The following is a 23,599-nucleotide window of genomic DNA, read 5'->3' on the forward strand; positions in this document are numbered from 1 at the left end:
TAGGTTGGGGTGAGCGAGGCGAACCCCAACATCGAGACGGCACACCGAATCAGGTGATGCACCCCATCGCGGGAGGCGTTGGGGTTCACTACGTTCACCTCGACCTACGGGCTACGCGTCCTTGTAGACGACATTCTCAAGGGCGCTGTCGGCATAGGCGTCGCTGTTCGTAAGGTGGCCATCGTAGGGGCCTACCTTGGTGACCTCCGAGCCATTCTTCAGAACGATTTGAAGCCCATGCTCGGGCTCCCAATCGCAGTTGCACTCGATGGACACGTAGACACCTTTGTCTCCGTAAGCGCGGCGCGAAACCATTGGCTCGCTGCCCAGCTGAATGTGCTGCCAAACATCTTTAGGCGCAGCGATGGACACGTACTCAGGGTCGTCAGGTGACCAGTACGAATTCATGTCTTGGTAGTACCTGAAGATGTGGCGCGACGCCTTTTGCAAGATGTCGCGTTCCCCCTCCAAGAGATTAGCTATTGCAACGTGAAAGTCGCCAGGGTTGTCATCTTCAGCGTAACCATCGACCAATACGAAGCACTCTCTGCCTAGCATTGGCACGGCGACAAAGTCGCAGCTGCGATACCAGCCGAATTGAGAGTCGAGATGAACTTCGCCGAGGCCGGGAATATGCATGGTGGCAGTCGTGGTCGTGAGAGGGGTAGATGCCTTCTGTTTGCGCATTTTGGTGGAAGCTTTATCTTCGTCCAACTGCACGCGCGCAGCGGTCTTCAACGTCCGCTGATCCGCAGCCCAATCAGCACCACCGTCGCCACCCCAAACGCCACCGTCAGCCCTCGCCAGAACAGCAGCGGATGCCGCTGCTGCAGCGGTGTTCGGTCCCGCGTCATGAACTCCGGCCCCGGTGCGTGCAGGTCGTGCAGGAACTCCGACAGCGCCTGCTGCCGCCGTGCGGCCTGCGGTTGCAGCGCCTTGCGCAGCACGCGGTCCAGCCACTCCGGCAGGTCGGGGCGGCGCGTGCGCAGCGGCACGTACTGCAGCTTGTGCAGGTCGCGGTCGCCGCGCACGTGCGGCACCTGCAGGCCGTAGGGCAGGGCGCCGGTCAGCATCTGATAGACCAGCACGGCCAGCGAGAACAGCTCGGCGACCGGTGTGCCGCCATCGCCGGTGAAGTACTCCGGCGCCGTGTACTGCAGCGTGCCCGCCAGCTCCAGCGCGCGGGCATCGCCCAGCCCTTCGCTCAGCCCCGCCACATGGGCCGAGGCCAGGTCGATGAGGATGACCGTGCCCTGGCGGTCGAGCATCAGGTTCTCGGGCCGCAGATCCTGGTGCAGCATCTCCTTGCGGTGCAGCGCCTGCAAGCCGCGGCCGATCTGTTCGGCGAGGCTGCGCACTTCGTCGAGCCCGGGCCGTGGGTGATCGGTCATCCACTGCGCCAGCGTCTGGCCGTGGATGAACTCGACGGCGGTGAAGAGGTGCTCGCGCTTCGTCTCGGCCGATGCAGCCTTGATGACGTGCGGGCTGTCGACGCGCCGCGCTACCCATTCCTCGCTCGCGAAGCGGTCCAGCTCGCGCGCATTGCCGGCCAGCTCGGCGGTGGGCAGCTTGAGCGCCCATTCGCGGCCGTCGGTGTCGACGGCCATGACGACCTGGCTGCGTGCCGTCTGCTGCAGCTCGCGCACGATGCGGTAGCCCTCGAACTGCTGGCGTGGAGCGAGGCGCGGCGGCAGGCGCAACTCGTCGCGGTTGACGGGCGGTGCTGTCCGCGTCGGCAGTGACTCGACGCGGACCAGCATGATCGTCACGTTGTCCTCGCTGCCGCGAGCCAGCGCCGCGGCCACGAGCGCCTTGGCGGCGGTCTGCAGGTCGGCGCCGTGCGTGGTCAACGCTTCCTGCACAGCGTCAGCATCGAGGAATTCGTAGGCGCCGTCGGTCGCCAGCAGGAAGGTGTCGCCGACCTCGACAGGCCAGCTCGCGTGGTCGATGTCCAGGTGCGCGTTGATGCCCAACGCGCGGCCGAGGTAGGTCTGGCCGCCGTAGAGCCGCACGCGGTGGTCCTGGCTCAGCTGCTCCAGCGCGTTGGCGTGGACGCGATAGACGCGCGTATCGCCGACGTGCAGCAGGTGCACCTCGCGGCCCTTGAAGACGAGGGCGCTGAAGGTGCAGACGTGGCCGCGGTCCTTGTCGAAGCGGCCCTCGCCCCGCTGGCTCTCGGCGTGCAGCCAGCCGTTGGTGGCGGACAGCACGCAGTGCGCGGCGCGGCGCACCGTCCAGGCCTCGGAGGTGCCGTAGTAGTCCTCCAGGAAGCCGCGCACGGCGGCGGCGCTGGCGATCTGGCTGACCGGGCTGCTGCTGATGCCATCGGCGATGGCCAGCGCGATGCCGCGTGAGCGGCGCTGCGCATCGGTGGGCTGCGCAACGCCGTGGAAGTCCTGGTTGAGCGGCTTGCGGCCGGCCTCGGAATGCTGGCCGACGGCAAGCCGCAGAGTCATCAGCCGACCACCCGCTTCGGGGCGGTCTTGTAGTGCGTCGAGTACAGCGTCAGGCCCACGAAGGTGATGCCGCCCACGAGATTGCCGACGACGGTGGGGATCTCGTTCCAGATCAGGTAGTCCAGCAGCGTGAACTTGCCGCCCAGCATCAGGCCCGACGGGAACAGGAACATGTTGACGATGCTGTGCTCGAAGCCCATGTAGAAGAACACCATGACCGGCATCCACATGCCGATGGCCTTGCCGGAGACGGATGTGGACATCATCGCCGCGACGACGCCGCTGGAGACCATCCAGTTGCACATCACGCCGCGGATGAAGAGGGTCAGCATGCCGGCGGCGCCGTGGGCGGCGTAGCCAATCGTGCGGCTTTCGCCGATGGTGCCGATCTTCTGGCCGATGGCGTTGGGTGCCTCGCTGAAGCCGAAGGTGAAGACGATGGCCATGAAGACGGCCACCGTCAGCGCGCCGGCGAAGTTGCCGGTGAACACCAGGCCCCAGTTGCGGAACACGCCGCGCCACGTCGCCCCCGGCCGCTTGTCGAGCACGGCCAACGGCGCCAGCGTGAACACGCCGGTCAGCAGATCGAACCCCATCAGGTAGAGCAGGATGAAGCCCACGGGAAACAGCATCGCGCCGATGAGCGGATTGCCCGTGTTGACGTTGATCGACACCGCGAACGCGGCACCCAGCGCCAGGATGGCGCCGGCCATGTAGGAGCGGATCAGCGTGTCGCGGGTGGACATCAGCAGCTTGGATTCACCGGCGTCCACCATCTTGGTGACGAACTCGGTCGGGACGACGTAGGCCATGGCTTGTCTCTCGTTGTGTGTGAGGAGCTTCAGTTCAGCGCGACGAGCACGCGACCATCCTGGACCTGGACGGAATGCGCCCTAACCGATTGCTCGGGTGCCTCCAGGCATTCGCCCGTGCTCAGGTCGAAATGGTTCTTGTAGAGCGGCGACGCGACGACGATGCGCTCGCCGAGGTTGCCGACCAGGCCGCGGGCCAGCACGCTGGCGCCGGAGCGCGGGTCGATGTTGTCGATGGCGTGGAAACGGTCGCTGCCGACGCGGAACACGGCCACGTGGCGGCCGTCCACCAGCGCGGCGACGCCGGTGTTGGGCAGGATCTGGTCGATGCTGCAGATGGGGGTGAAGGTCCCTTTGCTCATGCGGTACTCCTTGATTGCAGGGTCAGGCTCAGGCAGGTTGGGCTTCGGTGTCTTCGGCGCGCTCTTCCGGCCGGGCCGGGCGGATCTGGCCGCGCTCTTCCACGAAGATGATTTGCTCGTCCGGCTTGTCGCTGTTGACGAAGCTGCGGAAGCGCTGGCGCACGGAGGGTGTCTCCACGGCGGTCTTCCACTCGCACTGGTAGGTGTCGACGACGGCCTGCATCTGCGACTCCAGCTCGGCACCCAGGCCCAGGCTGTCGTTGATGATCACGTCCTTCAGGTAGTCCAGGCCGCCTTCGAGGTTGTCGCGCCAGGTGCTGGTGCGCTGCAGGCGGTCGGCCGTGCGGACGTAGAACATCAGGAAGCGGTCGACGAACTTGATCAGGTCGGCCTTGGACAGGTCGCTGGCGATCAGCTCGGCGTGGCGCGGCTTCATGCCGCCGTTGCCGCAGACGTAGAGGTTCCAGCCCTTGTCGGTGGCGATGATGCCGACGTCCTTGCCCTGGGCCTCGGCGCACTCGCGGGTGCAGCCTGAGACGCCGAACTTGATCTTGTGGGGCGCGCGCAGGCCCTTGTAGCGGTTCTCGATCTCGACGGCCAGGCCGACCGAGTCGTCCACGCCGTAGCGGCACCACGTGCTGCCGACGCAGCTCTTCACCGTGCGCAGCGACTTGCCGTAGGCGTGGCCGGATTCAAACCCGGCGGCGATCAGTTCCTCCCAGATCAGCGGCAACTGCTCGACGCGGGCGCCGAACATGTCCACGCGTGCGCCGCCGGTGATCTTGGTGTACAGGCCGTACTTCTTCGCGATCTGGCCCACGGCGATAAGGCCGTCGGGCGTGACCTCGCCACCCGGCATGCGCGGCACGACGGAGTAGCTGCCGTCCTTCTGGATGTTGCCGAGGTAGTAGTCGTTGCTGTCCTGCAGCGCGGCGAGTTCGGGCTTCAACACGAAGTCGTTCCAGCACGACGCGAAGATGCTCGCGGCGGCGGGCTTGCAGATGTCGCAACCCAGGCCCTTGCCGTGCTTGGCCAGCAGGTCGCCGAAGGTCTTGATGCCGCCGACGCGGATCAGGTGATACAGCTCCTGGCGCGAATGCGGGAAGTGCTCGCAGATGTGGTTGTTCACGGCCATGCCGCGCTTGCCCATCTCCAGCTTCATGACCTGCGTGACCAGCGGCACGCAGCCGCCGCAGGTGGCACCGGCCTTGGTGCAGGCTTTGATGTCGCCGATGGTCGTGCAGCCTTCGCCGACGGCCGCGCAGATCTGGCCCTTGGTGACGTTGTTGCACGAGCACAGCTGGGCGCTGTCGGGCAGCGCATCGGGGCCGATGCCGACCTTGGCCTTGCCGTCGCTGCTCGGGAGGATCAGGAACTCGGGGTCGGCCGGCAGCTTGATGCCGTTCAGCGCCATCTGCAGCAGCGTGCCGTACTCCTCGGCGTCGCCCACCAGCACGGCACCCAGCAGGAACTGGCCATCCTCGCTGACGACGATCTTCTTGTAGACCTGCTTGCGCTCGTCCACGTACTGGTAGCTGCGGCACTTGGGCGTCTTGCCGTGCGCGTCGCCGATGCTGGCCACGTCCACGCCCATCAGCTTGAGCTTGGTGCTCATGTCGGCGCCGGGGAAGGCGGCTTCGGCATCGCCGGCGATATGGCGGGCGGCCACGCGGGCCATCTCGTAGCCGGGGGCCACCAGGCCGTAGGTCTGCTCGTTCCACGACGCGACCTCACCGATGGCGTAGACGTTGCGGTCGCTGGTGCGGCAGTGGTCGTCGATGACGACGCCGCCGCGCGGGCCGATGGCCAGCACGCACTGGCGGCCCAGTTCGTCACGCGGGCGGATGCCGGCGGAGAACACCAGCATGTCGGTCTCCAGCCAGGTGCCGTCGGTGAAGACGAGGCGGTGGCGGGCCGACACGCCGTCGGTGATCTCGACGGTGTTGCGGTTGGTGTGGACGGTCACGCCCAGCGCCTCGATCTTCTCGCGCAGCACGCGGCCGCCGGTCTCGTCGATCTGCACGGCCATCAGGCGCGGCGCGAACTCGACGACATGGGTCTGCAGGCCCATGTCGCGCAGCGCCTTGGCGCATTCCAGCCCCAGCAGGCCGCCGCCGATGACGACGCCGCTCTTGCTGACCTTGCCGCTGGCCTGCATGCCTTCCAGGTCTTCGATGGTGCGGTAGACATGGCAGTGCCCGCGGTCACGGCCGGGCACCGACGGCACGAAGGGGTAGGAGCCGGTGGCGATGACCAGCTTGTCGTAGTGGATGACCTCGCCGTCGGCGAGCTTCAGCGTGTGGTCGCGGCGCTCGATGGAGACGACCCTGGCGCCCAGACGCAGCGTGAAGCCGGTCTTCTCGAAAAAGCCTTCGGGCACCAGCGACAGGTCCTCGGCCGACTTGCCCGAGAAGAACTCGGACAGGTGGACGCGGTCGTACGCCGGGCGCGGTTCCTCGCACAGCACCGTCACCTGCACCTGCACCTGGCCGGCGGCATGGCCTTCAGCGAGGGATTCGAGAAATTTCTGGCCCACCATTCCGTGGCCGATGAGGACGATGTGCATGGTCTGTTCTTGCGAAGCAGGCGCCGCCGGCCGGAGTCGCGAACGACAGGATCGGAGGCACCAAAAAGAAAAGCCCCGCAAGCAGCTGTCTGCTCGGTCGGGGCCGGTCGTATGGGAGTCGCCACCTTTGGCGAATGTCCCAAGGGGCCAGCGCATGCGCGACCTCTCGCACCGTTCATCGCAAGACGCATGCCTGCTGTGTCGCCTGCGTCATCCGAGGGATTGACCGGCCCCATCCCGGGGCCGGCGGCGGTGAGGCGCCCCGCTGCGGTGTCCGCCGCACCGCCGTGGGGCGGTTTGCCCCGTCAACGAGCCGGGCGGTCCGGCCGGACTCCAGGCCTGGCGCATTCGGGCTGGTGTCCACCGAAGAGCGTCGGCACCGCATGGGTGCTCACGCGCACGCAAACGAGCCAGGCGCCGGCCTTGTCGTGCGCGTTCGGGGCGGTCATGCAGCCGTTTGCATCGGCCGAATGGCCGAGGGTGGTCCGTGGTGGAACGTCTACATTGCGCGGGCTTCCCAGATCAGCGCCCGCCCATGCCGCCATCCCTGCACTCATCCGGTCACCGCAGCAAGTGGTATCGGGTGCTGCTGTGTGCCTGGCTGTGCTGCGGGTGGGCCGGGCAGGTGCTGGCGCAGCCCTGGCCGCATCTCGTCACCCAATTGGAGTGGCAGCGACCCGACGGCGGGTGGATGCCCCAGGCGCTGCCCGACGACTGGGGCCAGCGCGGTGTTCCGAGGCCAGGGCTGGGGCGCTATCGCCTGCGCGTGACGCTGTCGCAGGTCGATGCCGACGAGCTCTGGGCGCTGTGGTCGGCGCGCTTCCCGATGCATTACCGCGCCTGGCTCAACGGCGTGCCGGTCGGCGACACGCTGGACGTGCCCGACGCGATGCAGCCACGCACGACGCCGCTGCTGATTGCCCTGCCGCGTGGCGTGCTGCGGGCGGGCGAGAACGAGCTGCTGATCGAGGAGAAGGGCGGGCCGCGATCCGGGCTGGGCGAGCTGTGGCTGGGCCCGGCCGCGCAGGTCGAGCGGCAGGCGTCCAAGTACCTCCGCGCGTTCGTCGACGTGCCGCGCGCCCTCAACGGCCTGGCCGGCGGTGCGGCGCTGTTTGCGCTGCTGCTGTGGGCGCGGCGGCGCGGCGAGGTCACGATGGGTTGGTTCGGCGTGCTGGCCCTCGTGCTGACGCTGCGCAACATCGCCTTCGTCGAGCCGGGCGCGCCGTCACCGGCCGGTGCCGGGCTGGCGATGTACCTGCTCATCGTCGCGATCAACGCGGCCTACGGTTTCTTCGGCCTGTCGCTGGGCGCACCGGGTTGGCGGGCGTGGCGCTACTGGATCATTGCCGTGGCAGCGGGCGCCACGGCGGCTGGTCTGCTCGCGCCGCCCGACCCTGTTGCGCTGGACCGGCTGCGGCACTGGGTCTATCCGCTGCTGTCGGTCAACGCGCTGGTGGCGACGGCGCTGCTGGTGCGCGCGGCCTGGCGGCAGCAGCGCCGCGGTTTCTGGCTGCTGGCCGGCCTGGGGCTGGCCTTCGTCGTGGGCGGCGTCTACGACATGCTGCTGCAGGCCGGCCGATTGCCGCAGCAGTGGGAGTTCCTGCTGCCCTGGCTGAGCCCGCTGCTGGTGCTGATCTACGGCGGCATGCTGGGCGCGCGGCTGGTGCGGGCGCTGGCCGAGTCCGAGCGCGCTGGCCAGGTGCTGGAGCAGCGCGTCCGTGAGCGCACCGCCGCGCTGGAAGCCGCCAACCTGGCCAAGACGCGCTTCCTCGCCGCCGCCAGCCACGATCTGCGCCAGCCCATGGTGACCATTGGCGTGCTCATCGGCGTGCTGCGCGAGCAGCTCGCGTCGCCAGCGCAGCAGCGGCTGATCGGCCGCGTCGACGAGGCCGTCGCGGCGATGGAGGGGCTGCTGGCCGGGCTGCTGGACCTCTCGAGGCTGGACTCCGGCGGTCTGCGCGTCGCCCGAGAGCCCGTGGCGCTGGCGCTGCTGCTGGAGGCCATGGCTGCCCACGAGCGCGAGGCCGCCGCGCGCCAGGGTCTGCGGTTGCGGCTGCGCGTGCCGCCCGGCGCCGCCGTGCTGGGCGACGCGGTGCTGATCGAGCAGGTGCTGCGCAACCTCGTCGCCAACGCGCTGCGCTACACCGAGCGTGGCGGCGTGCTGGTGGGCGTGCAGCGGCGCGGCGCGAACTGGCGCATCGCGGTGTGGGACACCGGGCGCGGCATCCCGGCGGACCAGCAGGCGCGCGTCTTCGAGGACTTCGTCCAGCTCGACAACCCGCAGCGCGAACGTGCCCAGGGGCTGGGCCTCGGGCTGGCCATCGTGCGCCGCGCCGCCAGCCTGCTCGACACCACCGTGGCGCTGCGCTCGACGCCGGGGCGCGGCTCCTGCTTCAGCTTCGAGCTGCCTGCCTGCCGGCTTGCCGGCCCCGCGGTACCGCAGGGCGGCTTGGCCGCACCTGGCGACCTGCCCGCGCTCCAAGGGCTGAGCGTCGTGCTTGTCGAGGACGACGAGGGCGCCCGCGAGGCGCTGCGGCTGCGCCTGCAGGCCTGGGGCGCCGACGTGCTGGCACTGGCCTCGCCGGCGGCGCTTGGCGATCGCATCGCCGCCGGCTTGCCGGCGCCGGACCTGCTGGTGACCGACATGCGCCTGCCCGGTGGCAGTGGGCTGGATGTCGTCGCCCGCGTGCGCGCGTTGAGCGCTGACGTGCCGGCCGTCATCGTCACCGGCAACACCGCGCCCGACGACCTGGCGGAGCTGGCCGCCAGCGGCCTGCCGGTCGTGCACAAGCCCTTCCGCGCCGAGCAGCTGGCGCAGGCCATTCGCAGCCAGTTGCCGGCGCGCGCGGTGGGCGCGGGCTGAAGCGTGCGAAACGCCACAACTGTGTAGGGGGCGTTCGGCTGTTTGGCCGATGGGCGGGGCGGACCGGTCTCCCTAGAGTCCGCGGCGTCATCACGTCAAGGAGTTCCCATGAAGCCCAGTCCTGCGCCCCGTCCCACCGTCGCCCGCCTGTTGCCCGCCGCCTCCGCGCTGGTGGCAGCATTCGGCCTGAGTGCCTGTGGAGGCGGCGACAGCAGCACGCCGGCCCCCGCGCCGGCACCGGCGCCGGCGGCGCTGTCGCTGACCGGCGTCGTCGCCAAGGGAGCGGCGCTGTCCGGTGCGACCGTGTCCGCCAAGTGCGCCACCGGCACGGGCACGGCGACGTCGGGCACCGACGGCAGCTACTCGCTGAGCATCACGGGTGGCGCGCTGCCCTGCGTGCTGGAGGCCGTGGCCGGCACCGACAAACTGCATTCGGCCGCCACCACCACCAAGGCCAACATCACGCCGCTGACCGAGCTGATGGTGGCGCAACTGACCGGGCAGGCACCGGCCACGTGGTTCACGACTGCGGCCTCGCTGAGCGACAGCGTCACCACGGCCAAACTCGCCGACGCACAGACTGCCGTGCTGACCGTGCTGACGGCCGCTGGCGTGGACACCAGCAAGGCCGGCGACTTCGTCAGCGGCACACTCGTCGCCGCCAATGGCAGCACCACCGGCAGCGACCAGGACAAGGTGCTCGACGCCATCGCCGGCAAGCTCTCCACCGCCGGCTCGACGCTGGCGCAACTGACCGAGACCGTGGCCAGCAGCGGCAGCGCCACCACCACCGCGTCCACCAGCGCGCTGGCGCCCGAGCTGCTGCTCAAGCCGGCTGCGGCCACCTGCAGTGCATTGCGGGCCACGGACTACTGGCTCGTCATCACCGGCGTGACTGGCGGCGACGCGGTGCAGAAGGGCAGGATCGTGCTCGACGCCAACAAGGCCGCCAGCTTCCAGCCCTACACCAGCGCCGACGGCAGCACGCTGGGCAGCGCTGTGAGCCTCACGGCCAACGGCAACTGCCGCTTCACCAGCAGCCAGGGAGACGACGTGATGGTGGCGCCGTCGGGCGTGATCGTCGGCACCAATCCGCAGTCCCGTGCCTTCGTCGCGGTGCCGGTGCAGAGCCACACGCTGGCCGAGCTGGTGGGCGACTGGAACACGTTGGCCAGCGACACGGCCGATGACGCCGTGAACGGCATCGGCTGGACCTTCGGCTACGGCACGGTCACGATCAACGCCGGCGGCTACGAGCAGTTCACGCAGGGCTGCTGGTTCGGCGGCCTCACCGCCACCACCTGCACCGCGCTGCCCGACGCCATCAAGGCCCGCAAGCGCCCGGTGGTCGTGCTGGCCGACGGCAGCTTCACCAACCACTCCGATGACACCACCACCGCCGACGGCGGCCCGTGGATGGACCGCAGCTTCGTCTACCGCAGCGGCCAGGGAGACTACTTCGCCGTCGGAGCCAACGTTCTGACGCCGGGCGGGGGCAAAGGCGACGGCAGCGTCAGCTATGCCACCAAGGTGCGCACGCTGGCGCTGCCCAAGGTGGGCGACACCAACAACAACTGGAACGTGTACTGGAACTGGGCCAGCGGCACGTCCGTCACGGCCACCGACGTCAACACGCACAAGATCCAGTCGGTGGACAGCACGGCGGTCAGCTTCGTGCGCGTCTCCGGCGTCGTCGGGGCCGCCACGCATGCCGAGACGCTGCTCGTCAACAAGCCGTTCACCGGCTTCTGGCAACGCGATGCGGCCAGCGGCGTCGCCACCAGCGATGGCAAGACCACCAACGTGCGCGCGGGCATCTTCCTGAAGGCGGGCAGCGGCATCAGTGTCGTGCTGCAGCCCTACCAGGACAGCAGCCGCCCGGCCCGCATCGTGGTGTCGGCCGCCCAGCCCAGCTAAACGGGGCGTTTCAGGGCGCGTTGAGCTTCAGCCCCAGCCGGGCCGCGGCGACGACGGCCTGGGTGCGGCTGGCCACGCCCAGGCGGCGGTAGACCGCCTCGAGGTGCGTCTTCACCGACGACTCCGACAGCCCCAGGCTGCGGCAGATGAGCTTGTTGGACTGCCCCTCGACGAGCAGGCGCAGCACGTCCAGCTGGCGCGGCGTCAGCTCCACGGCGGGCTCTGGCGTGGCGGCCGGCCAGGTGGCCAGCAGCGTCGGTGGCAGCGTGACGCCGCCCTGCAGCGTGGCCGACAGCGCCTGGATCAGCAGCCGGCTGTCGGCCTGCTTGGGCACGAAGCCGCTGGCGCCCAGTTCGATGGCGGCCTGCACGGTCTCGGGCCGGTCGTCGGCCGACAGCACGACGATGCGCACCTCCGGCGCGTGGGCGCGCACGGCCTGCACGGCCTCCAGCCCGCTGGCGTCGGGAAGGCCCAGGTCCAGCAGCACGAGGCCCGTGCGCTCGTCCAGCCGGGCCAGCGCCTCGGCCAGGCTGGCGGCGTGCTCGACGGTGCAGGCCGGAAAGCGCGCTTCGATCAGCCCGCTCAGTGCGTCCGCCAGCAGGCGGTGGTCGTCGACGAGCAGGACCTTCATGCGTCGCGATCCAGCCAGACCTCCAGCCCCTGCGCGTTCAGCTCCGCATCCAGCGCCAGCCACTCGGCGGCACCGGCTCCGGCCGCATGGCCGTGGGCGCGCAACCGCGCCAGGTAGCCGTCCAGCAGCGCGGCCTTCAGCAGCTCGTGCCGTGCCGGCGCCTCCCGAAGTGAGCGGGCCAGCGCGACCATCTCATCCACCTGGGCCAGCATCTCCGCCGCCAGGCGCCGCACCTCGTCGACGGAGCCACCGATGCGGCCGTAGTGCGTGACCTGCATCGCCAGCGGCTCGGCGGCCAGCAGACGGGCGACGGTGGCCTTCAGCGCATCGGGCTCGAACTGCACCGGCGTGCTGGTGGGCAGTATCCAGGCGCGGCCGTCGACGTCGAAGGCGCGGTAGGACAGGCCGAAGGTGTCGCCGGTGAACCAGCTGCGGCTGCGCTCATCCCAGATCGCGTGGTGATGCCGGGCGTGGCCGGGTGTGTCGATGAGGCGCAGCGGCCGGCCGGCGAGGTGGATGAACTGCTCGTCGTGCGAGGCCTCGGCGCGCTCGGCCGGCACCGGCACCAGCTTGCCGTAGCTGCGCTGCATCTCCTCCTCGCCGTAGACGCCCAGCGCGCTCAGCCACAGTGCGGTCGGGTTCACCAGGTGGCGCAGGCCGCGCGGGTGCACCAGCGCCCTGGCATGCGGCAGGGCTTCCATCAGCAGGCCCACGCCGCCGGCATGGTCGAGGTGCACGTGTGTGGGGATGACCCAGTCGACGGCGTCGGCGTGTAGGCCCAGCGCGTTCAGCGCCGCCAGCAGCCGCGGCACGGCGTGGTTGGTGCCGGTGTCGATGAAGGCGGCACGGCCGTCCTCGACCATCAGGTAGGCGGCGTCGAAGCGTGGGCGCTGGAAGCCGGTGTCGATGGCGTAGATGCCGTGGCCGAGGTCGTCGATGAAATCAAGCATGCAGAGGTGACGCGGCGAAGGCGCTTCCTAGAATCACCGCTCACGATAGCCGAAGGAGGCCGCGGTGGCGGTTCACGAGATTCTGAAGATGGGCGACCCACGCTTGCTGCGCATCGCCAAGCCGGTCACCGAGTTCGGCACGCCCGAGCTCAAGGCCTTGATTGCCGACATGTTCGAGACGATGGCCGCGGCCAACGGTGCGGGCCTCGCGGCGCCGCAGATCGGCGTGGACCTGCGGCTGGTCATCTTCGGCTACACGAAGAACGTGCGCTACCCGGAGGCGCCGCCCGTGCCTCCCACGGTGCTGATCAACCCGACCATCGAGGTGCTGGACGGGGGGCGCACCGAGGGCTGGGAGGGCTGCCTGTCCGTGCCGGGGCTGCGTGGCGTCGTTGCGCGCGACGAGCGCATCCACTACACCGGCTTCGATGCTGACGGCCAGCCGATCGACCGCATCGCCGACGGCTTCCATGCCCGCGTCGTGCAGCACGAGTGCGACCACCTGGATGGCATCCTCTACCCGATGCGTGTCACCGACTTCACCCGCTTCGGCTTCACGTCCGTGCTGTTTCCCGAGATCGACCCGAACTCGGACGACGATTGAAACTGAAAAACTTGTAAGCGCGGTCCACCGCGCGGACGCCGGCAACGTTGCTCTGGCGTAAAGGAGCATCGGCTCATGACCACGTCCCTCGAATCCAAGCTCGTTCTCTCCCGCCGTCGCTGGCGCATGCTGGCGCTGGCCCTGCTTGTGGCCGCGGCCCCGGCCGTCAAGGCGCAGGACGCCGACCGCGACCCGCCCACGCGCGCGGCACGCGTCGTCGACGTGATCGGCGACGCCTGGCTGTTCGACCACGATTCCCGCGAGTGGACGCGGCTGACGCGCAACCAGACCGTCGGCGAGGGTGACCGCGTGCGCACCGACGACCGTGGCCGCGTGTCGCTGCGCGTCGGCTCGACGACCGTCTGGGTCGACGAGCGCAGCGACCTGGAGCTGAGCCAGCTCGACGAGGGTCAGACGCTGCTGCAGCTGGACCGCGGCGATCTCGCCCTGCGCCTGCGCAGCGCCGAGAACGCCGCCGAGACGCGCGTGCGCACCCGCGAGGGATCGGCCCAGGCCGAGCGCGAGGGCCTGTACCGCGTCGAGCAGCTGGACCGCGGCAGCAAGGTCTACGTGTTCCAGGGCCGCCTGCGCTTCGACTGGGCACGTGCCGCATCGCCCGTCGTGGTGGGTACCGGCGAGCAGGTCGAGCTGTGGTGGCCCGACGGCCCGCGCGCCGAGCGCGGCCCGCTGTACAGCGACGGCTTCGGCGACTGGGTGCTGGCCGAGAACCGCGAGGAGGGTGACCGCCCGGTGGCCCGCTACGTGTCGCCCGAGATGACCGGCGCCGAGGACCTGGACCGTTATGGCCGCTGGGAGACCGCGCCCGACTACGGCGCCGTGTGGATTCCGACCACCGTCGTCGCCGTCGACTGGGCGCCCTACCGCTACGGCCACTGGGCTTGGTCGCGCCTGTGGGGTTGGACCTGGGTGGACGACGCGCCGTGGGGCTTTGCGCCCTTCCACTATGGCCGCTGGGTCAACTGGGGTGGCCGCTGGTGCTGGGCGCCGGGCGCCTACGTGCACCGTCCCGTCTACGCGCCGGCGCTGGTCGGCTGGGTGGGTGGCGGCTCGGTCAGCGTCGGCATCAGCATCGGTGGCGGCCGCACGCCGCCGCCGCGCTACGGTTGGTACCCGCTGGCGCCGCGCGAGGTCTTCGTGCCGGCCTACCACCACAGCCCGCGCTACGAGACGCGCGTCAACGACCCGCGCGACCTGCGCGACCCGGTCACCGTGCAGCGCCCGCACCGCTACCGCGACGTGCCCACGGCCGTCAGCGTGCTGCCCGCCACCGGTGGTGCCATCCAACCCATGCCCGTGGTGCGCGGCCCCGATCGGAAGGCCGAGCCGGGTTGGGTCCGCCCGCTGCCGGTCGCGCCGGGTCGAGGCGAGCTGGCCGGCGCGCTGCCGGCGGTGCCGGTGCGGCCGGTCGGTGCCGACGTGCAGCGCCCCCGCGAGCGTGAGCGCGACGCCGCGACGGGCTGGCGCAGCGACAACCAGCTGCCGGTGCGCCGCGATCCGCCGAACCGTGGTGCCGAGGTGACCCGGCCCGGCGTGCCGGTCGTCGCGCCGCAGGTGCAGCAGCAGCCCCAGCAGCCGGTGCGGCCGGCCGTTGAGCAGCCGCAGCGCGGCACGCCGGAGAACTGGGGCGCACAGCGCGAACAGCAGCGCCGCGACGAGATGCTGCAGCGGGAGCAGGCCCAGCGTGCCGCGCAGCAGCGCGATGCCCAGCAACGCGAGATCGAGCGGCAACAGCAGCAGCGTGAAGCGCAACAGCGGGATCAGCTGCAGCGCGACGCCCAGCAGCGCGACATGCAGCAGCGCCGCGAGGCCTTCCAGCAACAACAGCAGCAGCAACAGCGCGAGATGCCGCAGCGCCGCGAGGAGCCGCGGGTGCAGATACCGCAGCCGCAGGCCCAGATGCCGCAGCAGCGCGGCAACGACGGCCCGCAGCGGGGCCGCCAGGACGGCGTGCCGGCACGTCAGGACAAGCCGCGCGAGCGCGAAGCCCGCCCCAACGAGCGGCAGCAGGAGCGCTGAGGCCGGGCGCGTTACAGCAGCGGTTTCAGCGCCGGCCAGACGTTGTCCAGCATCTGCGGGTGCGCCTTGGCCAGCGGATGGATGCGGTCGGGCTGGAACCAGTCCATCGCGTCTGCCCGGTCTGCCACGCCTTTCAGCAGGAAGGGCACGAGGCCGGTCTTGGCCTGCTTCGCGACATCGGCGAACAGGCCCTCGAACTCGCGCCCGTAGGCGGCGCCGTAGTTCGGCGGCACCTGCATGCCGACGACGACGACCTTGGCGCCGGCCTCCTGCGCTGCCTTGGCCATCGCCATCAGGTTGTCGCGCGTGCTGGCCAGCGGCAGGCCGCGCAAGGCGTCGTTGCCACCCAGCTCGATGACGACGACGGCCGGCTTGTGCGTGCGCAGCGCCGTGGGCAGCCGGCTGCGGCCGCCGGCGGTCGTGTCGCCGCTGATGCTGGCGTTGACGACGCGGTAGGGCTTCTTCTGCTCGGCCAGGCGCTTCTGCAGCAGCGCCACCCAGCCGTCGCCGGCCTTCAGGCCGTACTCGGCCGAGAGGCTGTCGCCGACGACGAGGACGACCGGCTCTTGCGCCGCCGCAGCCGCCGACCCTGACGTCCAGCTGGCCAACACCCCCAGGCTAAAGTGCGCCACCACCCAACGCCGCCGCAGTCCCGACATGCCCGAAGCCCTTGTCCAAGTTGATCAGATCACCAAGCGCGTGCGCGACGCGACCGGGGAGCTGACGATTCTGCATGACATCAGTTTCGAGCTGACGGCGCGGGAGTCGGTCGCCATCGTCGGCGCGTCGGGCTCGGGCAAGAGCACGCTGCTGGCCATCCTCGCCGGTCTGGACGTGCCCAGCGGCGGCACCGTCAAGCTGCGCGGGCAGGACCTGTTCACGCTGAACGAGGACGAGCGCGCCGCCGTGCGGGCGAAGGAGCTGGGCTTCGTATTCCAGAGCTTCCAGCTGCTGCCCAACCTGACGGCGCTGGAGAACGTCATGCTGCCGCTGGAGCTTCGCGGCGCGCGCGATGCCCGTGAGCAGGCGGCGGCCATGCTGGACCGCGTGGGCCTGGGCGAACGCTTGAGCCACTACCCGCGCGTGCTGTCCGGCGGCGAGCAGCAGCGCGTGGCGCTGGCGCGCGCCTTCGTGCAGCGCCCGGCGTTGCTGCTGGCCGACGAGCCGACCGGCAGCCTGGACTTCGCCACCGGTGCGTCGGTGATGGAGTTGATGTTCGAGCTGAACCGCGAGGCCGGGACCACGCTGGTACTCGTCACGCACGACCGCGAGATCGCGGCGCGTTGCGAGCGGCAGCTCAGGATCGAAGCGGGTCGGCTGGCTGTCGCCTGAGCCCCTCGCCCGGTCTTGCCTCGCTGAACGCGGGCGAGCCCGGTCGGTCTTGCAGACCGCGCTGCGGCAATGCCACAGCTCTTCAGCAGGCACGGCGAGTCCACTGGACTCACCGTGTCCGGCCTCAGCCCCCGAGGGGACGGCGATGCTCGCGGCATCGAGCCGCGAGCACATCGCCAGACGGGCCGGCTTGGGGCGGCCCGGCGCTCGGCCCGGGCAGTCAGTCAGGCTATCAGCGCCTGGTCGAAGTCGGCGATCAGGTCTTCTGCGGCTTCCAGGCCGACCGACAGCCGCACCAGCCCTTCGGCGATGCCCATCGCGGCGCGGGCGTCCCGGCCCATTTCCCAGAAGATCGTCGGTGCGACCGGGATGATCAGCGTGCGCGTGTCGGCCAGGCCGGTGGCCTTCAGCGGCAGGCGCAGGCGGTTGAGGACCTCGACGAGGCGCTCGGTGTCGCGCAGCTCGAAGCTCATCATCCACGAGCCGCCGCCGAACCAGTCGCGGGCGCGTTCGTACTCGGGGTGAGTCTCCAGCAGCGGGTAGTGCACGCGCCCGATGGCGGGGTGGGCGGCCAGGTGGCGGGCCAGCGTGAGGGCCGTGGCGCTGCTGCGCTGCAGGCGCAGCTCCAACGTCTCGGCACCGACGAGGATGCGGTGCGCGGCCTCGCTGGACAGCGTGCCGCCCATGTCGCGCAGCCCCTTCTTGCGGATCTGCTGCAGGCCCCAACCGCGCGCGTCACCCTGGCGGTAGGCAGGGAAGATGTTGGGGTAGGCGGCCCAGTCGAAGCAGCCCGTGTCGGTGACGGCACCGCCCAGTGCCTCGCCGTGGCCGGCCAGCGTCTTGGTCAGCGAGTTCATGACGAGGCCGGCACCGAAGCGCTTGGGCTGGCACAGCGCCGGCGACGTCACGGTGTTGTCGACGACGTAGAGCAGGCCCAGCTCGCGGCACAGCGCGCCGATGCCTTCGAGGTCGGGGATGCGCGTGCTGGGGTTGGCGATGGTCTCGACGAAGACCATGCGGGTCTCGGGCCGCAGTGCGGCGCGCACGGCGGCGGCATCGCCGGCATCGACGCGGCTGACCGCGATGCCCAGGCCCTCCAGCGTCTGGAAGAAGCTGTTGGTGTTGCCGAACACGCGCGAACTGGTGACGAGATGGTCGCCGGCCTTCAGCAGGGTCAGGAACAGCGCACTCAGCGCCGCCATGCCGGTCGAGAAGCTGACCGTGCCGACGCCGCCCTCCAGCTCGGTGATGACGGCCTCCAGCGCCGCCGTCGTCGGCGTGCCCTGGCGGGCGTAGTTGAAGCTGCCCTTGACGCGACCCTGGAAGACGCCGATCAGGTCTTCCACGTTCTCGTAGGCGTACTGCACCGACGGATGGACGGGCACGTGGACACCGCCAAAGGAACGATCGCCGCCGGCGGCGTGGACGAGGCGGGTGCTGAGGGAGTCGGTCATGGTCTTCTTCGATCCAGATGGCAAAAGACCCGCCGAGGCGGGTCTTGCTGGGTGATCCTGCTGGGGAGGATCAGCGGCTGAACGTGTAGTCCGTCTTGGCCTTCTTGATCAGGCTTTCCTGGTACTCGGCCATCTTCTGCTGCTCGATGCGCTGCTTGATCTGGGCCTTGACGTCGTCGAAGGCCGGGAAGGTCGCGGGGCGCACGTCTTCCAGCTTGATGATGTGGTAGCCGAACTGGCTCTTCACCGGTTCCTGCGTCATCTCGCCCTTTTGCAGCGCGGTCATGGCCTTGCTGAACTCGGGCACGAAGTTGTTCGGGTTGGCGAAGTCCAGGTCGCCGCCGTTCTGCGCGGAGCCGGTGTCCTTGGAGTTCTTCTTGGCCAGTTCCTCGAAGCTGGCGCCAGCCTTGATCTGGGCGATCAGGGCCTTGGCGTCTTCTTCCTTCTCGACCAGGATGTGGCGGGCACGGTATTCATTGCCGGTGTTGGCGGCCTTGAACTTGTCGTACTCGGCCTGCGCGTCGGCGTCGCTGACGGGGTTCTTGGCGCGGAAGTCGTCCATCAGGCCGCGGATCAGCAGCATCTGGCGGGCCAGATCCATCTGCGTCTTGTAGTCGGCGGTCTGCGGGATGCCCTTGGCCTCGGCGGCCTGGATGAAGATCTCGCGGCGGACAACTTCGTCCTTCACCTGGGCTTCCAGCTCGGGCGAGCGTTGTTGCTGGCCGCTCTTGGTGACTTGCTGGATCAGCGCCTCGACGCGTGCCTTGGGCACGGGCTTGCCGTTCACCGTGGTGATGTTCTGCGCGATTGCGGCAGCCGGCAGCAAGGCCGAGATGGTGGCCGCGACGACGGCGGCGAGCGCAAACTTCTTCATGGGTTGGGGGAGTGATTCAGGCTAAAAAAATCGCGCCCGTAGCGGGGCGCGCGGTTCGATCACGCTCGACCTGATCAGGGTTCGCCCGGAGCGCGGGCGTCAATTGCCAGCGCGTGGATTCCGCGCTGCATCAGGTCGGACAAAGAATGATAAACGAGGCGGTGACGAGCCAATCTTTGCAGACCCGTAAAGCGATCCGACACGACAGCCACATGAAAGTGCCCACCCTCGCGGGCGCCGGCGTGCCCGGCGTGATCGGCGCTGTCGTCGCGGATGCTGAGTGAAAGCGGCGCCAGCTCGGCACGCAGCCGGGATTCGATCTCGGTGGCGATGCTCATGACTTGCCGTCCTCTTCCGGCGGCAGGTATTTGCTGGCGTACAGGCCCAGCCCCAGCATGAAGACGAACATCAGTGCCGTCATGCCAAAGACCTTGAAGTTGGCCCAGGTCGATGTCGAGAAGTTGTAGGCCACGTACAGGTTGGCGACACCGATCGCTGCGAAGAACAGCACCGACGCACGGTTGAGCCGCAGCCAGATCGCGTCGGGCAAGGTCATGTCGCCGCCCAACGTGGACTGGATGAGGTTCTTGCCAAACCAGGCCTGCGAGATCCAGAACGTCAGCGCCGTGCCCCAGTACAGACCCGTGGGCTTCCACTTGATGAAGGTCTCGTTGTGGAACCAGACGGTGGCCGCGCCCAGCGTGACGACCAGCACGAGGCTGATCCACAGCATCAGGTCGATCTTCTTGCCGCGCAGCTTCAGGACTGCCACCTGGGCCAGCGTTGCGACCATGACGACCAATGTCGCCAGCAGCACCGGAGCTTCCTGTGCGCCGACAACACCGCCCTGCACGAGGAAGCCGAAATGCTGCGTCGCGAACGCGGCGGCCGCGTCGGCGTGGCCTTCGGCGCCTTTGAAGACGGCGAAGAAGAGGATCAGCGGGAGAAAGTCGAGCAGCAGCTTCATGGTCAGCGACGCTCGGCCGCCCGGAGGCGCTGACGCGCGCCCTCGGGGGGCAGCGAATGCAATGAGCGTGGGGGTTTCATTGACCGGGATTTTCTCCGACGAAATCGATGGCGGCCGAATTGATGCAGTAACGCTCACCGGTCGGCTCGGGACCGTCCGGGAAGACATGACCCAGGTGCGAGCCGCACTTGTTGCAGCGCACCTCCACGCGGACCATGCCGTGGCTGCGGTCGACAACGCGCTCGATGACCTCGCTGTTGACCGGCGCCCAGTAGCTGGGCCAGCCGCAGCCGGCGTCGAACTTGGTGTCGGACTCGAACAGCGGCGTGCCGCAGCCGATGCAGTTGTAGTGGCCGTCCTTGAAATGGTCCCAGTACTTGCCGGTGAAGGCGCGTTCCGTCGCCGCGTGGCGGGCGACCTGGTACTGCATCGGGTCCAGCTGCTCGCGCCATTCGGCGTCGGTCTTCTGGACGGGGTAGGGCTTGCCGGTGTCGTGATTCATGATGAGCAGGAGACTTCGAGGGACTGGGCCCAGTCGGGCGGCAGGGCCGCGTCGCCGGGGTTCTCGGGTTCGTCGAACGGGCGGCTCAGAACTTTCAGCAGCCGCTCGATTTCGCTGAAGTCGCCTTGTGCGGCGGCGCGGATCGCGCCCTCGGCGAGATGGTTGCGCAGCACGACGGCCGGGTTGGCGGCCAGCATGCGAGGCTCGGCGTCGGGCGCCGTGCGTGGGCGCCAGCGGGCCAGCCAGGCGTCCAGCGCGTCGCGGTCGATGAAGTGGTCGCGCAGCGGCTCGGGGTCGGTCAGTGCGCGGGACAGGCGGCGGAACGTGATCGTGAAGTCGGCGCTGGACGCGGCCATCAGCTTCAGGAAGTCGTCGGCCAGCGTCTGGTCGTCGGCGTGCTCGCCGTCCAGCCCCAGCTTGGCGCGCATGCGGCCCAGCATCTGGCTGGCGAAGCGGTCGCGGAAACTCTCCACGGCTTCGATGAGCCGCTCGCCCGAGGCCTCGGCTTCCTCATCCGTGGCGATGGGCATCAGCGGCAGCAGCGCCTGCGCCAGTGCGTGCAGGTTCCAGAACGCGACGGCAGGTTGCCGTGCGTAGGCGTAGCGGCCGCGGTCGTCGCTGTGGTTGCAGATGTGACCGGGATCGAAGGCGTCCATGAAGCCGAACGGGCCGTAGTCCAGCGTCAGGCCCAGCATGGACATGTTGTCGGTGTTCATGACGCCGTGGCAGAAGCCGATGGCCTGCCAGTGCGCGACGAGGTCGGCGGTCTGTTCCGACACCTTCTTCAGCAGTGCGACCGGCGGCTCGGCCGCGTCGGCGCACTCGGGCGCGTGGTGCGTGACGAACCAGTCGAACAGGCGGCGCAGCGCGTCGAGCTGCTGGTGGTGGGCGAAGTGCTCGAAGTGGCCGAAGCGCACGAAGCTGGGCGCCACACGCGTGACGACGGCGGCCGTCTCAATGGTCTCGCGCCGCACCGGCAGCCGCGAACCGGTGATGCACAGCGCGCGCGTTGTCGGCACGCCCAAAGCGGCCATCGCCTCGGAGCACAGGAACTCGCGGATCGACGAGCGCAGCACGGCGCGGCCGTCGGCGCGGCGGGAGTAGGGCGTCATGCCGGCCCCCTTCAACTGCAGCTCCAGCGGGCCGTTCGGGGTGTCGACCTCGCCCAGCCACAGCGCGCGGCCGTCGCCCAACTGGCCCGCCCAGACGCCGAACTGGTGGCCGCTGTAGACGCTGGCCAACGGCTGCATGCCAGGCCAGACAGCGTTGCCGGAGAAGGCGGCCAGCGCATCGCCGCGCGAAGCCCAGTCGGCGGGCCAGCCGAGCAAGGTGGCGCAGGCGGGGCTCTGCGCCACCCAGTGCGGATCGGGCAGGCCCTGGGCGGGCAGCTCGGTGAAGAAATCGGGCCCCAGCGCCGCGAAGCGGTTGGTCCAGGCGAGGCCGTCCAGAGGTTTCATCGCGCCAGTTTAGTGAGGCCGGCTTTTGCCCCGCTGTCTTGGGTGTTTCCCCGGGGGGCGAGGGTCGCGGGTGTGACGTTCCACGCTTGAAACCGCGGGCTAGACTGGGCCGATAAGACAGCCAGGAGACAGGCATGGCATTGACGGGCCGGATGATGTCGGAGCCGTTGTTGATCTCGTCGTTGCTGAAGCACGCCGAGCGGCATTCGGGTGAGACCGAGATCGTCAGCAAGCGGGTCGAGGGCGACCTGCACCGCAGCAACTGGCGCGAGGTCGCGCGCCGTTCGCGCCAGGCCGCGCAGGCCTTTGCGCGGCTGGGTTGCGTGGCGGGTGACCGCGTCGGCACGCTGGCCTGGAACGGCCACCGGCACCTCGAGATCTATTACGGCACGTCAGGATCGGGCCTGGTCTGCCACACGATCAACCCGCGCCTGTTCCCCGAGCAGATCGTCTGGATCGCCAGCGATGCCGAGGACCGCGTCTTGTGCTTCGACGCGACCTTCCTGCCACTGGTCGAGAAGATCGCGCCACTGCTCAAGAGCGTGCAGCACTTCGTGCTGATGACATCGCGCGCCCACATGCCGGCGAGCAGCAGCATTCCCGACCTGTTGTGCTTCGACGACCTGCTGGACGCCGAGACCGGTGACTACACCTGGCCGCAGTTCGACGAGAACACGGCCTCCAGCATCTGCTACACGTCCGGCACCACGGGCAATCCCAAGGGCGCCGTCTACAGCCATCGCTCGACGTTGCTGCATGCCTACGCCGCTGCGCTGCCGGATGCGATGGATTGCTCCAGCCGCGATGTCGTGCTGCCGGTGGTGCCGATGTTCCACGTCAACGCCTGGGGCCTGCCGTACACGGCGGCGCTGGTGGGCTTCAAACTGGTGTTCCCCGGCCCGCACCTGGACGGCAAGAGCCTGTACGAGCTGTTCGAGGGTGAGAAGATCAGCTTCAGCGCCGGTGTGCCGACCGTGTGGCTGGGCCTCTTGAACTACGTGAAGGCCAACAACCTCAAGTTCTCGACCTTCAAGCGCACCGTCATCGGCGGTTCGGCCTGTCCGCCGGCGATGATGGCCTCGCTGCAGCATGACTTCGGCATCGAGGTCATCCACGCCTGGGGCATGACGGAGATGTCGCCGCTGGGCACGCTGTCCAAGCTGACGACGCGCCAGCTCGGCCTGCCGCCCGAGGCGCAGCAGCGCCTGCTGGAAAAGCAGGGCCGCGTGATCTACGGCGTGGACATGGCCATCATCGATGACGACGGGCGCTCGCTGCCGTGGGACGGAGAGGCTTCGGGCAATCTCGTCGTGCGCGGCCACTGGGTCATCAGCCAGTACTTCAAGCACGACGAATCGCCGCTGATCAGCGTGGACGGCGAGCCCGGCTGGTTCCCGACCGGCGACGTCGCCACCATCGACGCCGACGGCTTCATGCAGATCACCGACCGCAGCAAGGACGTCATCAAGTCCGGTGGCGAATGGATCAGCTCCATCGACCTCGAGAACATCGCCATGGCCCACCCGGCCGTGCACGAGGCGGCCGTCATCGCGGCGCGCCATCCGAAGTGGGACGAGCGCCCGCTGCTGGTCGTCGTGAAGAAGCCCGACGCCGCGCTGACGCGCGAGGAGCTGCTGGCTTTCTACGAAGGCCGCATCGCCAAGTGGCAGGTTCCGGACGACGTCGTCTTCGTCGCCGAGCTGCCCCACACCGCCACCGGCAAGCTGCAGAAGCTCAAGCTGCGCGAACAGTTCCTCAGCCACAAGCTGCCGACCGCCTGAATCGCCGTTCCGTCAAACCAGAGCCCCAAGGCCT

Annotated in this window: 20 protein-coding genes; 6 read left to right on the top strand and 14 right to left on the bottom strand. The window is 69.2% G+C overall.

Annotated elements, in window-relative coordinates:
• Positions 1–111 precede the first annotated feature (111 nt).
• Genes ACG04R_RS10305 through nirB form a run of 5 tightly spaced genes read right to left on the bottom strand, consistent with a single transcriptional unit; the run spans position 112 to position 6,196 of the window.
• Entirely contained in the window at positions 112–738 is a 627-nt protein-coding gene (locus ACG04R_RS10305; RefSeq protein ID WP_394409159.1) for a DUF6985 domain-containing protein, read from the bottom strand.
• Positions 735–2,456, bottom strand: coding sequence for a bifunctional protein-serine/threonine kinase/phosphatase (locus tag ACG04R_RS10310; RefSeq protein WP_394409162.1), 1,722 nt, complete (start codon positions 2,454–2,456; stop codon positions 735–737). The genes ACG04R_RS10305 and ACG04R_RS10310 overlap by 4 nt, the downstream gene beginning before the upstream one ends.
• Positions 2,456–3,268 (bottom strand): formate/nitrite transporter family protein, encoded by an 813-nt coding sequence (locus ACG04R_RS10315; protein ID WP_394409165.1) that lies wholly within the window; start codon positions 3,266–3,268, stop codon positions 2,456–2,458. The genes ACG04R_RS10310 and ACG04R_RS10315 overlap by 1 nt, the downstream gene beginning before the upstream one ends.
• 29 nt (positions 3,269–3,297) lie before the next feature.
• Positions 3,298–3,630, bottom strand: coding sequence for a nitrite reductase small subunit NirD (gene nirD, locus ACG04R_RS10320; protein WP_394409168.1), 333 nt, complete (start codon positions 3,628–3,630; stop codon positions 3,298–3,300).
• Positions 3,631–3,658: 28 nt separating this feature from the next.
• A complete protein-coding gene (gene nirB, locus ACG04R_RS10325) occupies positions 3,659–6,196 on the bottom strand; it encodes a nitrite reductase large subunit NirB (protein WP_394409171.1) in 2,538 nt (845 codons plus the stop codon).
• Between the two features lie 535 nt (positions 6,197–6,731).
• On the opposite strand from nirB, the gene ACG04R_RS10330 reads away from it, so the two are divergent.
• Together ACG04R_RS10330 and ACG04R_RS10335 are read left to right on the top strand one after the other, a co-directional pair.
• Entirely contained in the window at positions 6,732–9,059 is a 2,328-nt protein-coding gene (locus ACG04R_RS10330) for an ATP-binding protein (protein WP_394409174.1), read from the top strand.
• Between the two features lie 108 nt (positions 9,060–9,167).
• Entirely contained in the window at positions 9,168–10,976 is a 1,809-nt protein-coding gene (locus tag ACG04R_RS10335; protein ID WP_394409177.1) for a hypothetical protein, read from the top strand.
• A 10-nt stretch (positions 10,977–10,986) separates the two neighbouring features.
• On the opposite strand, the gene ACG04R_RS10340 is transcribed toward ACG04R_RS10335, so the two are convergent.
• Positions 10,987–11,607 carry a response regulator gene (locus tag ACG04R_RS10340; RefSeq protein ID WP_394409180.1) on the bottom strand — a complete coding sequence of 207 codons (621 nt, stop codon included), beginning with the start codon at positions 11,605–11,607 and terminating at the stop codon, positions 10,987–10,989.
• Positions 11,604–12,557: an MBL fold metallo-hydrolase gene (locus ACG04R_RS10345; protein ID WP_394409183.1), complete on the bottom strand. Its 954-nt coding sequence runs from the start codon at positions 12,555–12,557 to the stop codon at positions 11,604–11,606. The genes ACG04R_RS10340 and ACG04R_RS10345 overlap by 4 nt, the downstream gene beginning before the upstream one ends.
• Before the next feature lie 64 nt (positions 12,558–12,621).
• Between ACG04R_RS10345 and def the strand changes: the two genes are divergently transcribed.
• Both def and ACG04R_RS10355 read left to right on the top strand, forming a co-directional pair.
• Positions 12,622–13,161, top strand: coding sequence for a peptide deformylase (gene def / locus ACG04R_RS10350; protein WP_394409186.1), 540 nt, complete (start codon positions 12,622–12,624; stop codon positions 13,159–13,161).
• Between the two features lie 75 nt (positions 13,162–13,236).
• Complete coding sequence (locus ACG04R_RS10355) at positions 13,237–15,198, top strand: DUF6600 domain-containing protein (RefSeq protein ID WP_394409189.1); 1,962 nt, start codon at positions 13,237–13,239, stop codon at positions 15,196–15,198.
• A gap of 11 nt (positions 15,199–15,209) precedes the next feature.
• Here the strand turns inward: ACG04R_RS10355 and ACG04R_RS10360 are convergent, their stop codons facing one another.
• Positions 15,210–15,857, bottom strand: a complete 648-nt coding sequence (locus ACG04R_RS10360) for an arylesterase (protein WP_394409192.1) — start codon at positions 15,855–15,857, stop codon at positions 15,210–15,212.
• Between ACG04R_RS10360 and ACG04R_RS10365 the strand changes: the two genes are divergently transcribed.
• On the top strand, positions 15,856–16,530 hold the full coding sequence (locus ACG04R_RS10365; RefSeq protein ID WP_394409195.1) for an ABC transporter ATP-binding protein: 675 nt from the start codon (positions 15,856–15,858) through the stop codon (positions 16,528–16,530). The two genes, ACG04R_RS10360 and ACG04R_RS10365, sit on opposite strands and share 2 nt — an antisense overlap.
• Before the next feature lie 224 nt (positions 16,531–16,754).
• Here ACG04R_RS10365 and ACG04R_RS10370 read toward each other — a convergent pair whose 3' ends face one another.
• The 6 genes from ACG04R_RS10370 to ACG04R_RS10395 all read right to left on the bottom strand — a co-directional run bounded on the left by ACG04R_RS10370 (position 16,755) and on the right by ACG04R_RS10395 (position 21,784).
• Complete coding sequence (locus tag ACG04R_RS10370) at positions 16,755–17,984, bottom strand: cystathionine gamma-synthase family protein (protein ID WP_394409198.1); 1,230 nt, start codon at positions 17,982–17,984, stop codon at positions 16,755–16,757.
• Positions 17,985–18,054: 70 nt separating this feature from the next.
• Positions 18,055–18,858 carry a foldase protein PrsA gene (locus tag ACG04R_RS10375; protein WP_394409201.1) on the bottom strand — a complete coding sequence of 268 codons (804 nt, stop codon included), beginning with the start codon at positions 18,856–18,858 and terminating at the stop codon, positions 18,055–18,057.
• 74 nt (positions 18,859–18,932) lie between these two features.
• Positions 18,933–19,196: a BolA family protein gene (locus ACG04R_RS10380; RefSeq protein ID WP_394409205.1), complete on the bottom strand. Its 264-nt coding sequence runs from the start codon at positions 19,194–19,196 to the stop codon at positions 18,933–18,935.
• The gene (locus tag ACG04R_RS10385) at positions 19,193–19,825 is read right to left on the bottom strand and encodes a septation protein A (RefSeq protein ID WP_394409208.1); all 633 of its coding nucleotides are present in this window, start codon (positions 19,823–19,825) and stop codon (positions 19,193–19,195) included. Before ACG04R_RS10385 ends, ACG04R_RS10380 begins: the two co-directional genes overlap by 4 nt.
• Before the next feature lie 76 nt (positions 19,826–19,901).
• Positions 19,902–20,327 carry a peptide-methionine (R)-S-oxide reductase MsrB gene (gene msrB / locus ACG04R_RS10390; RefSeq protein WP_394409212.1) on the bottom strand — a complete coding sequence of 142 codons (426 nt, stop codon included), beginning with the start codon at positions 20,325–20,327 and terminating at the stop codon, positions 19,902–19,904.
• On the bottom strand, positions 20,324–21,784 hold the full coding sequence (locus tag ACG04R_RS10395; RefSeq protein WP_394409215.1) for a protein adenylyltransferase SelO: 1,461 nt from the start codon (positions 21,782–21,784) through the stop codon (positions 20,324–20,326). The genes msrB and ACG04R_RS10395 overlap by 4 nt, the downstream gene beginning before the upstream one ends.
• A 134-nt stretch (positions 21,785–21,918) precedes the next feature.
• Between ACG04R_RS10395 and ACG04R_RS10400 the strand changes: the two genes are divergently transcribed.
• Positions 21,919–23,565, top strand: a complete 1,647-nt coding sequence (locus ACG04R_RS10400; protein WP_394409218.1) for a 3-(methylthio)propionyl-CoA ligase — start codon at positions 21,919–21,921, stop codon at positions 23,563–23,565.
• Positions 23,566–23,599 lie beyond the last annotated feature (34 nt).

It is taken from the genome of Pelomonas candidula (genome assembly GCF_043555985.1).
Taxonomy (GTDB): Bacteria; Pseudomonadota; Gammaproteobacteria; order Burkholderiales; family Burkholderiaceae_C; genus Pelomonas; species Pelomonas candidula.